Source organism: Methanoregula sp. (assembly GCF_028679125.1).
Classification (GTDB): Archaea; Halobacteriota; Methanomicrobia; order Methanomicrobiales; family Methanospirillaceae; genus Methanoregula.
Genome location: NZ_JAJRCG010000001.1, coordinates 186,696 through 200,354 on the forward strand (window position 1 = coordinate 186,696; position 13,659 = coordinate 200,354).

Consider the following 13,659-nt stretch of genomic DNA (forward strand, 5'->3'; position numbering starts at 1 on the left):
TCATTCGCCTGTGCACTCAGGCAATGCCCCGGTTGCTTATGTTATGCAGTGCCTTCGGGTGAATCCGTCGGCCCGCATCTCATCTCATTCTCTTCAAGGATATGAAGCAGCCCTTCAACTCCCGCAGGCCGGTCCATCTCGTCATAATAAATGTGGCTTGTTGCCGTCACTTCCATCTTTGAGCCGTCACGTTTCTTCAGGGCAAGACGATATCCTTTCAGTTCCCTGGATGCAGAGATCTGTCTGAAGAATTCGTCCCGGTCCGATGGATGGTAATAAAACGATCCGGCAACATTTTTCCCGATGATTTCGTCAATGGAATCATATCCCATCGCCCTGACAAAGGACGGGCTGACGAGAATAATATTGCCTTCCTTATCCGTCCGGTAAAATGCGTCCTGGAGGTTCTCGATGATAGAGCGGTAGTTTCGCTCGCTCTCCTGTATCTTCTTCTGGCTGTGGTCCAGTTCCTCATACTGTGCCCGCAGTTCCTCTTCCGTTGCGGTCAGCTGCTCGTACGTTGCCCTCAGTTCATCCTCGGCCTTTCTCCGGGCGGTGATGTCCACGAGGGATACCACGCTGTTGGTAGTGCCCGGGATCATGCGGACGTTCACGATGCAGTAGCGTACAGAGGTATCACCGCCGATCATCCGGCATTCGTACACACCGGGAGCCGACGACGGATCGTTCCTCCGTGCATAGTGGTACTGCTTCAGTCTCTCCACGTCATCGGGATCGATGAAGACCGTCCAGCTCATCCGGTTCTCCTGCTGTTCCCGCACAACACCCGTCAGTGTCTCCCACCCGGCATTGGCGAGCAGGATCGTGGTGTTGTGGGCTGTGATGATCGTGGCGGCGCCCGTTGTGTTGAAGATCGTCCGGTACAGGTCCTCCGACACTTTGAGAGCCTCTTCGGCGGTCTTCCGGTCGGTGATATCTTTTCCTGCCGACTGGTACTCGGCAACCCTGCCCTGGTCGTCAAAGATGGCCCGGTCGCTCCACCACTGCCAGCGGATCTGGCCGTCGGGCAGGATGACCCGGTGTTCGATCTCGGCAACCGGGTGTTCCCTGCTCAGCGATCGGATATGCCGGTGTATCAGTTCCCGGTCTTCCGGCAGGGTGCCCGGGACAAACCGGTGCCCGACAATCTCCTCCCGCTGCTTCCCGAAATACCGGCAATAGGCTTCGTTGACAAAGACATGAGTCCCATCCGGCAGGAAGCGGCAGATGAATTCGGTCTGGGTCTCGACCACGTCGCGGTATCTTCGTTCGCTCTCTGCAAGTGCCACGACTGCCTGCCGCCGCTGCACCGAGAGCCGGACCTTGTGCGCCAGCTCGGCAAACTGGGGCTTTGGTGCCCCGCCTTTCTGGATATAGAAATCCGCCCCGTTGTTGAGGGCAAGGATGACAACGTCTTCCCTCCCGCGCCCGGTAAAAAGGATGAACGGGATATTCCCGTACTCTTTTCGTACCTCACGCAGGAAAGCCAGCCCGTCCATGTCAGGCATCTGGTAATCGGAGATGATGGCATCGTACCGGTGGGTTTTTAAATGTTCGAGGGCGGCAGTCGCCGACTCCATCAGGTCTACCCTGAAGTCACCGGTCTCTTCCAAAAAGATCTTTCCGATATCAAGGAGTCCCTGTTCATCATCCACGTACAGGACAGAGATCACGAGAAGGCACTCCGGAGTTCATGATAGATAGAACAATACCGCCGATCTACAAAAATGTTCTGGAGCCCCGGGGAAATACAAATGGCAGGAGTCCTGGATTATGATTTCAGGTTGCCATGGTGCGAAAAAAGGGAAAAATTACCTGGTTTTGGACGATCAGCTCTCCTTACACACCAGGTCCCCTTCGTGGACCCGTTCGTTCACGAGAATGCCGATGTCCTGTCCCGGGTCGGCCTCCTCGATAGGATTGTGGTCGTACTCCATCGAGGTCACCGTCTGGTAGAGGTCATCATGCGGTCCATGGATGCGGATCCGGTCGCCCCTGGCAATGTGGTCCGAAAGGACGATCGCGGCAACACCAACTCTCGGGTAGTAGTGGGATACCCTTCCAATCATGGTTATCATCGTCTTCTCCCTCCCAACATGAGACTGATATCCTGCTGGGGAGATAAAAGTATTCCCGGGTTTTCCGGTTACCTGGGAGCGGGAGGCTGGGGAAGGGACTGCATCAGAGCATAGAAATATTCCGGTTTTTTGGTGGTATAGACCCCGTACCATGCCTCAAGGGTAGCCGGAAGCATAACGCCAAGTCTTTTGAAGACCTGGTACGCGAACTCGACCGGCGCCGCCCCGCATGCCGTGACGAGGTTGCGATCAGCAACCGCAGGTTCGTTCACGTAGAAGTGCTCGCCATGATACCCCGGGCAGAAATTCTTCAGGGCAGCGAGGTCGTTGCTCGTGTGCGGGCGGTTGTCCAGCAGGCCGGCGTTTCCAAGACCGAATGTTGCCCCGCAGATCGCAGCCACCACCGCGTCGCCCGCAAGCACATCACGGGCCTTTGCAAGGACTGGTGCCTGTGCCGGATCGAGCCACGTGGTTGCTCCCGGCAGGAGGAGTAAGTCGCCTGCATCGGGCCTGATATCAGCGATCAGTTCATCGGGTGTCAGGTGCAGGCCACCCATTGTCGTGATCGTATCCATGGTCCGGCCGCACAGCACGGTATCGTATCGTAAGGCCGGGTCTTTTAAGAACCGCCCCGAGTGGAGTTCGGCAAGGACATGGCCCGGTTCCCAGTCGGCGAGCGTGTCCTGAATGTAAACGTACATCGTTCTCATGGTTATCCTGTCGTCTCCCGACAGAAAAAAAGTTTGGAATGGGAAGTGAAAGTGTCCCGCTACTGCATCGGCAGGATGCCTTCTGTTCTCAGATCGGTGATGGAGAGATCCTGTGATGCATTGGTTTTGAAATTCCCGTTGGAGATCTCGGTCTGGTACTTCTCAGTCCCTTCTTCCAGCGCCTGTTCGAACGTCCAGTCCCCCGAGGTCATCGTGGTCTCGAGACAGATGAGCCGGCCGGAGTCGTCAGGCTTCGAATCATAGCAGGTGAACGCGTGGCTCGGTGTCGTGATGATGTGTGGATGCATGCCGATCGATTCAAGGGCCGATGCATACAGCACTGCGCCATCGATACAATTGGCGGATTTTGAAGACAGGGACTCTTTTGGCAACCGGACCCGCTGGGGGTTCACGTTCCCTTTTCCAAACGCCGTGGGCGAGTTGATGTACGTGAGCTGGTAATCTTCTTTGAGTGCCATGTAGATCGCTTTCACCTGTGCATTCGTGTCTGCAACCCACTCGGTATCCGTGCAGCTGTCCCCGCACTGGTATCCCGTCATTGCCTTCTCCGGGTGGTGCTCGGCAGCCTTGCGCACGAGTGTATCGATTGCCGGTTCATGGGGGGTTACCCACGCGGCAACGTACGGGGTCATGTCGATCCATTCGCCGTCTTCTTCGACTCCCCAGATCATCGTGTCCTTCGGGTAGATCGTGACGGTATCGCTCTGTTCGGTAATGCGTGTCCCGTCAGCGAGGGCGACCTTGTAGTGGAGCGATGCGGATGTCCTCTCTACGGGAATTGCACTGGTGCGGAGGGAAGGGGTCTGCCCGACCGTGATGTTCCCGTGGGCAGGGACTTCAACCGTACTGATCGACTTTTCCGTATAGCCGGGGATCTCCGATTCCACGATGACCGTCTTAGCGGTGTCTGTGGGATTCGTGATCGTGAAATCGATGAAGGTGATGTCAAGGTTCGGGAGCTGGACGTACGTGGAGGTAAGGACGAAATCCATCGGGTTGACCGTCACCGTGATGCCTCCCGCACCGGTACTGGCTGCGGGAGACGCACCAGAAGAATCTGATGAAGTCGGGGAGGTTTCGGTACAACCTGCGGCCAGGATGAGGATGACAACAAGACCGGATATCAGGAGAAGGATGCTGCTTTTCATAACTGGTCCGGTTATTGTGCATTCCAACTATTTGGTAGCATCGTGGGGCGGGGAGAAAAACCGATCCAAAAAGAGTCCGGAAAAATGAAGAACATTATTTATTGATGTGCACGACTTTTGCCGGCGGGAAGCCGTTGAAGTACGTGGACGAGGCATGGGAGTATGCCCCGATATTCTCCGAATACACGAGGTCGCCGATATCGAGATCGGGCAGCTCGGCCGAAAGGGTGATCGTGTCAAACGCATCGCAGGTCGGCCCGAACACTGCGGAGATCTGGGTCTCGCCTTTCTTGAACGCAAGGACCGGGTAATTGACATGATCGAAGACCTGCCCGGAGTACGTGTGGTAGACACCGTCGTTGATGTAGTAGCAGGGCTTGCCGTCGCGGATTGCCTTCCCTACCACCTTTGCAACGAGCGTGCAGGTGTTGGCAACCAGGAACCGGCCCGGTTCGGCAAGGATCTGCATATCGCTCGGGAAGAGCCGCTTTATCTCGGCGTTCAGTTTCCGTGCAAGCGTCCGGATGGACCGGATGCCGGGGTGGTACTTCACCGGGAAACCCCCGCCGATATCGAGGATGCGGATCTTCCGGCCGGTCCGGTCTTCCACTTCCTTGATGATACTGGCCGAGATCTGGAGCGCCTGCATGTAGTTCTCGAAGTTGGTGCACTGGCTTCCGACATGGAAGCTCAGGCCCTCGACAACCAGGCCGTTCTCGAATGCCTCGACGATCAGGTCTACGGCCTCGCCGGGGTGGGCGCCGAACTTGCTGGAGAGTTCCACCATGGAGCCCGTGTTCGGGACGCGGAGCCGGAGGACGAGTCCTGCATGGGGTGCATGGTCGCGGATCTTCAGGATCTCGAAGTGGTTATCGAATGTAACGAGCGGTTTGTACTTGTCCAGCGCATTCAGGGTATCGATCGGCTTGATGGTGTTGGCATAGATGATCTTGTCCCAGATGAACTCCTGCTGCTCTTTCTTGGGCAGGTGCTTGAAGTTCTCGTGCACGATCATGAACTCGGGCATTGACGCCACATCGAAACTGGATCCGATGTCGTACAGGGTTTTGACGATCTCGGCATTGGAGTTGGCCTTGACCGCAAAATAGATCTGCACGTTGGGCAGGTGCTTGTGGAATTCCCGGTAATTCTGCCGGATCTTCTCATGATCGATCACAAAAATAGGGGTGCCGTGCTCTGCAGCAAGGTCCAGCAGGTGTCTCTTCCCGCTGTGCCCGATATGGTGAACGGGAGTGGGGACCTCTTCGGTCTCCTTTTTCTTCCGTCTCTTCTTGTTATCAACCGCGACTTTTGTCATTATATGATTGATTTACTGCACGAATAAGAAGTTTTTGAATTGCCAGATATCTTCGCGGTCATAATTGTTCTCCGGGTTCTCCTTGAAGTAGACCACGCGGTTCTTCATGGGTGTCCAGTCCGAGGGCCCCGACCAGAACTCCCCTAGGTAGGGGCGGGCAATATCGAGGACGAACTCGTGCGGCAGGTCGTCGGGCAGGCAGAATCCCTTCTTCGGGTTGTCGATCATCCACATCACCGCGCTGACAACGCCGAGCGCTACCTGGATGGTGGTGGCGTTCTCGCCGGGTGCGAGTTTCTTGGCTTCGTCAATGGAGAGGATGCTCCCCGTCCACCAGGATTTGTAGGGATGCCCCATGAGGAGCGCACCGAGAATATCTGCACCGGAGACGATCTCCCGGTCGTTCAGGATGCGGAGCTTGGGCTGGAGGACGTAATTCCTCGCCCGGAGCTCCTGGATGGACGCGATGGTGGCATCGCAGGGCATGTAGGCATAGTGGACGGTCGGGCGGTAGATGGCTTTGCCGTCCTTCCAGACGGTCCACCGGTCGGAGATACCGAATGCCTCCCCATGCCGGATCACCATGCCGATGATCTCCTGGTTGGGGATCCAGGACCGGACCCAGGTATTGATCCCCATCTTGGGGATCAGGATGCCGTTTTTGGGGCCGACCGGTGGCACGATGGCAAGGGGGGGCAGGGTCTTCTCGTGGGTGCCCCACCCGATCTCTGCCGGGGCGATCCCCTCTTCCCGGAGCCCCTCGATACACCAGGTCCCGACGAATTCCCCGACCTTCTTTGGGGACCGGGAGATCTGGGTGTCGTGCTCCGAACAGTGGATCACCTTGACGCCGACTTCCATGGCAAGTTCGGCGAAGTTCTGGTCCTGGATCAGCTGCTGTATCCGGTCCGGGTCCTTTGCGATCTTATCCTCGATCATCCGGTTGGCGATATCCACCAGGCCGTGCTTGGCAAAGTGCGAGATAAGACCCGGGTTTGCCCCGTGGTCCACGACGCAGGTCGTAGCATCATCCTTCCAGTCCTTTGTCAGTTCCATGAGCCGCATCTGGCGGAAGTACAGGGTCTTCTCATACGGGCTTGCCGTGGCAGCGATGGCCTCGGGATCCCAGGCTTCCACGGACGTGTTGACGTAGAGGACATCGTGGTCATGGCACCACTGTACGACCTCGCAGCAGTCGATGTTCCACGCCTCGTCGATCAAGAGGCCGCCCGGGGTAAGATATTCGGAAAGGACTTTGCCAAGGTTTTCCTGGGTGATCTTCTGCTTGAAGAACCGGAGGCCTCGTGTGGTCCAGGCCTTGAGATCCGCTGATTTATCCTTGAAATCGAGGATGGTGATATTCTCCAGGGGAATGTTCACATGGCGGAGCAGGATCGGGAACATGCACTTGCAGACAGCACCATATCCGATGATCAGAACCTTGTTTTTGAATTCCACAACAACCCTCCCGGCTCACGTTACAAATGAGCTTATCCTTCTCTTTGTCCCTGTTCCCTAATAAACTGATGAGCGCGACTAAAATTACGCCGTAAAACTGCCTTGCTGAAGTAGCCATCCGGTGCACCCGGCGGCCCGTTTCCTCTTCGTCAATCCTTACAATGATGTATTTATTGTGGTGGAGAACATACATATCTGGAGTCATAATACTAGTGCAATAGGATATTTTACGGAGTGGCGGATTTTGGCAGATAAGAATGCACCAATGAACCAGCAGGAACTGATGACCCTCCAGAACTACCTGCAGGAGTACGGGCAGCAGGCGGAGATCTTTGTCCAGCAGTTACAGATGCTGGAGAACGGCAGGCTGGAAGCCCATGCGGCTATCGAATCGCTGGAAGACATGCTCACCGCTGAAGACGGGACGGTCCTCCTCCAGATCGGTGGCGGGGCGAGTGTCCGGGCAAAGGTCGTGGAACCGGAGAAGGTCCTCCTTGCGATCGGTTCGGAAGTTATTGTCGAGCGCTCCAACAAGGAAGCGATCGATTTCCTCAAAGAGCGGATCATGGAGATGGAGGCCTCGCAGAAGAAGGTGGCCGAGACGCTCGACCGGCTCCGGGCCCAGATGAATGAAATCAATAAGCGGATCGAGTCGGGATACCAGCAGGCAATGGCTGCCGGCCAGAATCCCGGATAAGCGGAGTCATAGGATCCATGTTCGGGGGACTTCGGGACAAGCTGCGGGCGGCACGTGCCCGGATAGGCGGCAGTATCCAGGCAGCAGAAGGAAAGGCCGGATCTGAAGAGAAGGCTGTTCCGGCAGCAGCCCCGGCACCGCAATCCCCCACGGCAGATGGACAGGCGGCTCCTGCCCCCGCATCACCTTCCTTTGTCGATAAGGTCAAGGTTCTCATCACGGAGCGGGAACTGATAGTCTCGGAGAAAGACCTGAACGATGCCCTCTCCGAACTGGAGATGACGCTTCTCGAGAGCGATGTCGCTCTCCCGGCAACCGATGCGATCATCAGCAGCGTGAAGAAGAACCTTGTCGGGAAGCACCGGAAGATCGGCGAATCGGTGGATGCACTGGTGGTCAATGCCCTGAAGATCGCCCTGCTGGACGTGCTCGGCAACGGCTTCGATCTCAAGGAATACATCACGAAGCACGAGCGGCCGGTGAAGATCCTCTTCACCGGTGTGAACGGGACCGGCAAGACCACGACCGTTGCCAAGATCGGTGCATACCTCAAGAAGGAAGGGTTCACCGTCGTGATCGGGGCCGGCGACACGTACCGGGCCGGGGCCATCGAGCAGATTGCTGTCCATGCCGAGCGTATCGGTATCCGGGTCATCCAGCACCAGGAAGGTGCGGATCCCTCTGCGGTGCTCTTCGATGCAGTGGACTATGCAAAAGCTCACAAGATCGATGTTGTCCTTGCCGATACCGCGGGACGGTTCCACAACAAGGCGAACCTGATGAGCCAGCTGGAGAAGATCAAACGCGTCATGAAACCTGACCTCGTGGTCTATGTCGACGAAGCCGTGGCCGGGAACGATGCTGTGACCCGGGCATTCGAGTTCGACAAGACCGTTGGTGCGGATGCTGTGGTGCTGACCAAGGCTGACATGGATTCACGTGGCGGTGCTGCGATCTCGATCGCCCACACGATTGGAAAACCGCTGATGTTCCTCGGCGTGGGACAGGCCTATGAGGATATCATGCCCTTTGTCCCGGAGACGGTTGTTGAAGACCTGCTGGGTGGTGCATAATGCTCGACGGCCTCTCCTCATCCCTCAAGGACGCGCTCAAGAAACTCGCCGGCAAGTCGGTGGTTGACCGGGCAGCGGTCGATGAACTGATCAAGGATCTCCAGCGGGCGCTGATCTCATCGGATGTCAACGTCAAGCTCGTCATGGAGCTCAGCAAGGCGATCCGTACCCGTTCGCTTGATGAGGAACCGCCCAAGGGCATGAACGTCCGCGAGCACGTGCTCCGCATCGTGTACCAGGAACTGGTACGGCTCATCTGGGCATCGAGCGATGTCCGGCTTGAACCCCAGACCATCCTGATGGCGGGTCTCCAGGGGAGCGGCAAGACCACGACCACGGCAAAGCTCGCCCGTTACTTCCAGAAGAAGGGCATGAAAGTCGGGGTCATTTGTGCTGATACGTTCCGGCCCGGTGCCTATGACCAGATCTCCACGCTCTGTGCGAAGATCAATGTTCCCTGTTTTGGCAATCCGCAGGAGAAGGATGCCTTAAAGATCACCCGCGAGGGGCTTGCAGCATTAAAAGAGCAGGAACTGATCATCGTTGATACGCAGGGCCGGCACGCGCTGGAAGCCGATCTCATCCAGGAGATCATCGACCTCAATGTCCTGACAAAGGCGACCCACCGCTGGCTCGTGATAGACGCAGCACTGGGCCAGCAGGCGAGCGAGCAGGCAAAACGGTTCCACGAAGCGATCGGGATCGACGGGGTCATCATCACCAAGATGGACGGCACTGCAAAAGGCGGTGGCGCCATGTCGGCCGTTGCCGAGACCAAGAGCGGGATCGCGTTCATCGGCAGCGGGGAGACGATCGAGGATCTCGAACGGTTCGATCCCGACGGGTTCATCTCCCGGCTGCTCGGCATGGGGGACTTAAAGGCCCTCATGGAGAAGGCGAACGAAGCGATCAACCCCGGGGACGTTGATGTCAACGCGATGATGAAGGGGAAGTTCACCCTCCGCGATATGTACAAACAGCTCGAAGCCCTGAACAAGATGGGCCCCTTAAAGCAGATCATGGGGATGCTCCCGCTCGGGAACATGCAGCTGCCCGAGGGCGTGTATGATGTCACCAGCACGAAGATGGTCCGGTACCGGATCATCATGGACTCGATGACGCCGGGCGAACTCGACGACCCGGCACTCATCAACAGTTCCCGCATGCAGCGGATCGCCCACGGGGCGGGCGCCACGCCCGACGAGGTCAGGGAACTGATCAAGTACTACAAGATGATGCAGCGGACGCTCAAGGGGCTGCGGGGCGGCCAGGGTGGCGGAAAGTTCAACATGCAGCGCCTGATGAAACGCTTCTCCGGAATGCAGTGAGATGACCTCGTTTGCGATTGTCGGGCACCTTGCCCGGACGGACGGGAATTTCTCGATCAATGACCTGCCGGGCAGCGGGGGCCGGATGGACATCCTCTGCCGGTGCGTGAATGCATCGCTCTTCCTCTCGCACGACCTGCGACGGGATGTGGACTGTTATCTTGTCCTCCTCGGGGCACCATCGGGACCAAAGACCGTGAAGTTCTCGGGTGCGTCCGTGCGGTCGCTCTCGCCGGATGAGAGAAGTGCGGCTGCCCTGATCAAGAAAGTGATCGATGTTCCCTGCGGCAGTGAGTTCCGCGAGGGAGCTGACGGGGTCTCGATCCGGAAAGGCGGGCTTGAGCGGCTCGCACAGGACATGCCGCTTGCCGTGCTCGATGAGAACGGGGAGGATATCCGGAAGGCACCGGCATTACCGGGTGCATTCCTCCTCTCCGATCACCTGAACTTCACGGATGCGGAGAACGAACTGGTCCGGGACTGCCCCCGGTATTCGGTGGGGCCGAAATGCCTGCACGCCGATCATACCATCACGGTATTGCACAATGAACTGGACAGGAGGATGAGCGGATGGAAATGAACGAACAGGTAAAGGCGATCCTCGCCTACGGGGAAGCTTGCGATCACTGCCTCGGGCGTTTCTTTGGGAAACGCTCGCACGGGCTCTCGAACGATGAACGCGGCAGGGGCCTCAAGATTGCGCTTGCCCTTGCCGAGAACCAGCCGTATAAGAAGTTCGCAGGGACCTGCTGGGTCTGCGGCAACTTCTTCGATGACGTACCGGTCTGGGCGGATCGCGTTATTGAAGCAACGAAGGGCATCGAACACTCAACGTTCCTTGTCGGGTGCCGCGTGCCTCCCATGATCGCCGAGAACGAGGAGATGGTCTGGAGCGACCTCTCGCTTGCGGAGCCGGAGCCCTTCAAGTCGGAAGTGAACCGGGAAGTCGGGAAGGCTGTGTCGGCAAAGACCGGCAAGGTTGTCGATTTCAAGAAGCCGGAGGTTGTCGCAATCCTCGACCCGTCGAATGGCAATGTCGAGGTCCAGATCAACTCGGCCTTCTTCTATGGCCGGTACCAGAAGTTCGAGCGCGGTATCCCGCAGACCCACTGGGACTGCAGGGCCTGCCATGGCGCGGGCTGCGAGAAGTGTAACTTCACCGGTGCCCAATACCTGGACTCCGTGGAAGAACTGATCGGCAGGCCGGTGATTGAGGCGTTTGACGCAGAGAATGCCGTGCTCCATGGCGCGGGGCGCGAGGATATCGATGCCCGCATGGTGGGCACCGGCCGGCCGTTCATCCTCGAAGTAGTCTCTCCAAAGAAGCGTTCCATCGACCTTGCGGAACTCGAAGAGGCAATCAACCGGACTGCAGAAGGACGCGTTTCTGTTGCGATAAAACGCTGGGCTGACCGCGCAGAGGTGGAAACCCTTAAATCAAACAAAGCGCATAAAAAATACAGGATCCTGGTCGAGGTTGACGGCGAATTATCTGCGGATGAGTTCGCAAAAGCCGTAAAAACCCTGGAGGGCGTCACAATATACCAGCGCACGCCCGAACGGGTTGCACATCGCCGGGCCGACAAAGTCCGCGAGAGAACAGTCCTCGGTATCGAGTGTATGGGGCAACAGGACGGCAAATTTATTGTTGAAGTCCTGGGTGAAGCCGGCCTCTACATCAAAGAACTCGTGTCCGGGGACTCGGGGCGAACCCGTCCAAGTCTTGCCGAGATCCTGAACAGAACGGCTCACGTCACCAGCCTCGACGTCACGCAGGTGGAAGGAGCAAAGGAGGGAGAATAAATTGGCACATCACAATGGTCCAAGAAAGAAGACACGGTATAAGTACAAGAAAGAACTGAGAAAGCGCGGCCTGCCGCCGGTAACCTCGGTTATCCAGCGGTTCGAGATTGGCGACCGTGTCCACGTTGTTGTCGAGCCGAGCATCCAGAAAGGGATGCCCCACCGCCGCTTCCACGGAAAGACCGGCACGGTCATCGGTCAGCGCGGCCGTGCATGGATGCTCACCATCCGCGATGGTGACGCCGACAAGATTGTCATTGCAAGACCGCAACATCTAAAAGCACAAAAGTAAATTCTCTGTCAGGTGATTGGCATCAAAGTAAAGGGTATTATTAGCGAAGAGAAGGTCACGCTTCCTGAGATGCGCAGCGTCCTCTTACGGGTTGAATCCCAGCGGCTCGCTGCCGAGAAGGAGATGTCCTATGAGTTCAGGCGCAGTATCGAGCATGCCAATCAGCTCTCCAAAACGGATCCTGAAAAGTCCCGCGATCTGGTGACTGAACTCTCCAAAATGGAAAAGATGAAGCCCGAGATCGCGTACAGGATTGCCAACATCATGCCTAAGACACGCGATGAAGTGCGGGCAATCTTTGCCAAGGAGCGGTTCACGCTGTCTCCTGAAGAGATTGATTCCATCATCGAACTGGTAACCACACACTTCTGAGGTGTGTCACATGAAGGCGGAGAAGAAAGAGGTCAACGCGATAGTACTGGATGTGCTGATGAAGGGGCACTCCAGCGACCCGCGTCCTACTTTTAAACGGGAGCCGGTTGTCCAGGCCATGGGTCTCGAGCAGTTCAAACTTCTCGAGCTCGTGCCGAAACCTGCGGCTGTCATTAACTTGTACGACAAGGTCTATATCGGAGATTCCGAGCGCGACAAGATCGAACGCGTGAAGCGCCGGATCGGGTACGAGGAGCTCACCCCGACAGCACGGGGTGAACTGCCGTTCATCATCGAGAAGGTGGTGAAGGAGCGTGAGCCGGAGTTTGTCCTGTTCTTCAACAAGGCAATCTCGATTACGCCCAAGCTCCACATGCTCCATCTCCTCCCGGGCATCGGCAAGAAGCTGATGTGGGAGATCCTGGAGGCCCGCGGCAAGAAGCCGTTCGAGAGCTTTACTGACATCTCGGCACGGATCAAGGCGATCCCGCACCCGGAGAAGATGATCCAGGCACGTATCATCGAAGAACTCCAGGACAAGGACACCAAGTATCACCTCTTTACCACGAAATGAAAGCACCCCGCGACCAGCATTTCCTCATTGACCCAAATGCGGTGAACCGCATAGCGGACCTTGAGGATGTGCAAGGGAAGAAGGTGCTTGAGATCGGGCCGGGCAACGGGGCGCTGACCCGGGCCCTGCTCGATCGTGGCGCCATTGTGCATGCGATTGAACTCGACGGGCTGCTCTGCGAGCAGCTTGCCGTGACGTTTTCTCATGAGATTGAACAGGGGCAGCTCACGCTCCAGCACGGCGATGCAACCCGCTGTGAGATCCCGCCGTTCGAGATGACGGTCTCGAACCTGCCCTACTCGGCATCATCGAAGATCACGTTCCGGCTGATGGGCATGGGATTCCGGGTAGCAGTGCTGATGTACCAGGCCGAGTTTGCCGACCGGATGGTGGCAAAGGCAGGGACCAAGGACTGCGGCCGCCTCTCGATCATGGTACAGACCTATGCCGTAGTGCAGCACTGTTTCCGGCTCCCGCCGCAGTGCTTCTCGCCACGGCCCGAAGTGCATTCGGCTGTCGTGAAGATCTTCCCCCGCGATCCTATCTTTTACATCAATGACCGGAAGGTATATGCTGACGTGGTCCGGGCCCTCTTCTCCCACCGGAGGAAGACGGTCAGGAACTGCCTTCGCGGCTCGGGCAGCCTGCTTGGCGAGGCATGGGTGAACCGGGTGATTGCTGCACTGCCGGAAGAGATTCTTAAAAGCCGGCCTGAAGAACTGTATCTTGAGGATTTTGCAACCATTGCGAATATCCCCTGAAAAGCAGAACTCTTTTTGCCATTGTA

At 57.2% G+C, this 13,659-nt stretch carries 15 protein-coding genes; 9 read left to right on the forward strand and 6 right to left on the reverse strand.

Annotated features, from left to right (window positions below):
- Positions 1-41: 41 nt before the first annotated feature.
- The 6 genes from LUQ43_RS01020 to LUQ43_RS01045 form a co-directional block, all read right to left on the reverse strand.
- The gene (locus LUQ43_RS01020; protein WP_299962868.1) at positions 42-1,673 is read right to left on the reverse strand and encodes a PAS domain S-box protein; all 1,632 of its coding nucleotides are present in this window, start codon (positions 1,671-1,673) and stop codon (positions 42-44) included.
- Positions 1,674-1,829: 156 nt separating this feature from the next.
- Positions 1,830-2,078 (reverse strand): hypothetical protein, encoded by a 249-nt coding sequence (locus tag LUQ43_RS01025; RefSeq protein WP_299962870.1) that lies wholly within the window; start codon positions 2,076-2,078, stop codon positions 1,830-1,832.
- 68 nt (positions 2,079-2,146) lie between these two features.
- Positions 2,147-2,788 carry a DJ-1/PfpI family protein gene (locus LUQ43_RS01030; RefSeq protein WP_299962872.1) on the reverse strand — a complete coding sequence of 214 codons (642 nt, stop codon included), beginning with the start codon at positions 2,786-2,788 and terminating at the stop codon, positions 2,147-2,149.
- A 59-nt stretch (positions 2,789-2,847) separates the two neighbouring features.
- Positions 2,848-3,957, reverse strand: coding sequence for a hypothetical protein (locus LUQ43_RS01035; RefSeq protein WP_299962874.1), 1,110 nt, complete (start codon positions 3,955-3,957; stop codon positions 2,848-2,850).
- Between the two features lie 94 nt (positions 3,958-4,051).
- Entirely contained in the window at positions 4,052-5,275 is a 1,224-nt protein-coding gene (locus tag LUQ43_RS01040) for a type III PLP-dependent enzyme (protein WP_299962876.1), read from the reverse strand.
- Positions 5,276-5,287: 12 nt separating this feature from the next.
- Entirely contained in the window at positions 5,288-6,733 is a 1,446-nt protein-coding gene (locus LUQ43_RS01045) for a saccharopine dehydrogenase C-terminal domain-containing protein (protein WP_299962878.1), read from the reverse strand.
- A 244-nt stretch (positions 6,734-6,977) separates the two neighbouring features.
- Here LUQ43_RS01045 and pfdA point away from each other — a divergent pair, with 244 nt between their 5' ends.
- From pfdA to rsmA, 9 genes are read left to right on the forward strand one after another with little or no spacing between them, the layout of a single operon-like run.
- Complete coding sequence (gene pfdA, locus LUQ43_RS01050; RefSeq protein WP_299962880.1) at positions 6,978-7,430, forward strand: prefoldin subunit alpha; 453 nt, start codon at positions 6,978-6,980, stop codon at positions 7,428-7,430.
- Positions 7,431-7,447: 17 nt separating this feature from the next.
- Positions 7,448-8,503 carry a signal recognition particle-docking protein FtsY gene (gene ftsY, locus LUQ43_RS01055; RefSeq protein ID WP_299962882.1) on the forward strand — a complete coding sequence of 352 codons (1,056 nt, stop codon included), beginning with the start codon at positions 7,448-7,450 and terminating at the stop codon, positions 8,501-8,503.
- Positions 8,503-9,831, forward strand: coding sequence for a signal recognition particle protein Srp54 (locus LUQ43_RS01060; protein ID WP_299962884.1), 1,329 nt, complete (start codon positions 8,503-8,505; stop codon positions 9,829-9,831). Before ftsY ends, LUQ43_RS01060 begins: the two co-directional genes overlap by 1 nt.
- Position 9,832: 1 nt before the next feature.
- Positions 9,833-10,411 carry a tRNA (pseudouridine(54)-N(1))-methyltransferase TrmY gene (trmY, locus tag LUQ43_RS01065; RefSeq protein WP_299962886.1) on the forward strand — a complete coding sequence of 193 codons (579 nt, stop codon included), beginning with the start codon at positions 9,833-9,835 and terminating at the stop codon, positions 10,409-10,411.
- Entirely contained in the window at positions 10,402-11,634 is a 1,233-nt protein-coding gene (locus tag LUQ43_RS01070; RefSeq protein ID WP_299962888.1) for a tRNA pseudouridine(54/55) synthase Pus10, read from the forward strand. Before trmY ends, LUQ43_RS01070 begins: the two co-directional genes overlap by 10 nt.
- 1 nt (position 11,635) lies before the next feature.
- Positions 11,636-11,926 (forward strand): 50S ribosomal protein L21e, encoded by a 291-nt coding sequence (locus LUQ43_RS01075; protein WP_299962890.1) that lies wholly within the window; start codon positions 11,636-11,638, stop codon positions 11,924-11,926.
- A 21-nt stretch (positions 11,927-11,947) separates the two neighbouring features.
- Positions 11,948-12,298, forward strand: a complete 351-nt coding sequence (locus LUQ43_RS01080; protein ID WP_299963135.1) for an RNA polymerase Rpb4 family protein — start codon at positions 11,948-11,950, stop codon at positions 12,296-12,298.
- A gap of 10 nt (positions 12,299-12,308) precedes the next feature.
- Positions 12,309-12,872, forward strand: coding sequence for a DUF655 domain-containing protein (locus tag LUQ43_RS01085; protein ID WP_299962892.1), 564 nt, complete (start codon positions 12,309-12,311; stop codon positions 12,870-12,872).
- Complete coding sequence (rsmA, locus tag LUQ43_RS01090) at positions 12,869-13,633, forward strand: 16S rRNA (adenine(1518)-N(6)/adenine(1519)-N(6))-dimethyltransferase RsmA (protein ID WP_299962894.1); 765 nt, start codon at positions 12,869-12,871, stop codon at positions 13,631-13,633. The genes LUQ43_RS01085 and rsmA overlap by 4 nt, the downstream gene beginning before the upstream one ends.
- Positions 13,634-13,659 lie beyond the last annotated feature (26 nt).

What these genes read in the sequence shown, in the direction of transcription:
- LUQ43_RS01060 (WP_299962884.1), top strand. Translation starts at nt 8,503, where the DNA reads ATGCTCGACGGCCTCTCCTCATCCCTCAAGGACGCGCTCAAGAAACTC.
- LUQ43_RS01025 (WP_299962870.1), bottom strand. Translation starts at nt 2,078, where the DNA reads ATGATAACCATGATTGGAAGGGTATCCCACTACTACCCGAGAGTTGGT.
- LUQ43_RS01030 (WP_299962872.1), bottom strand. Translation starts at nt 2,788, where the DNA reads ATGAGAACGATGTACGTTTACATTCAGGACACGCTCGCCGACTGGGAA.
- LUQ43_RS01040 (WP_299962876.1), bottom strand. Translation starts at nt 5,275, where the DNA reads ATGACAAAAGTCGCGGTTGATAACAAGAAGAGACGGAAGAAAAAGGAG.
- LUQ43_RS01085 (WP_299962892.1), top strand. Translation starts at nt 12,309, where the DNA reads ATGAAGGCGGAGAAGAAAGAGGTCAACGCGATAGTACTGGATGTGCTG.
- LUQ43_RS01035 (WP_299962874.1), bottom strand. Translation starts at nt 3,957, where the DNA reads ATGAAAAGCAGCATCCTTCTCCTGATATCCGGTCTTGTTGTCATCCTC.
- LUQ43_RS01070 (WP_299962888.1), top strand. Translation starts at nt 10,402, where the DNA reads ATGGAAATGAACGAACAGGTAAAGGCGATCCTCGCCTACGGGGAAGCT.
- trmY (WP_299962886.1), top strand. Translation starts at nt 9,833, where the DNA reads ATGACCTCGTTTGCGATTGTCGGGCACCTTGCCCGGACGGACGGGAAT.
- ftsY (WP_299962882.1), top strand. Translation starts at nt 7,448, where the DNA reads ATGTTCGGGGGACTTCGGGACAAGCTGCGGGCGGCACGTGCCCGGATA.
- rsmA (WP_299962894.1), top strand. Translation starts at nt 12,869, where the DNA reads ATGAAAGCACCCCGCGACCAGCATTTCCTCATTGACCCAAATGCGGTG.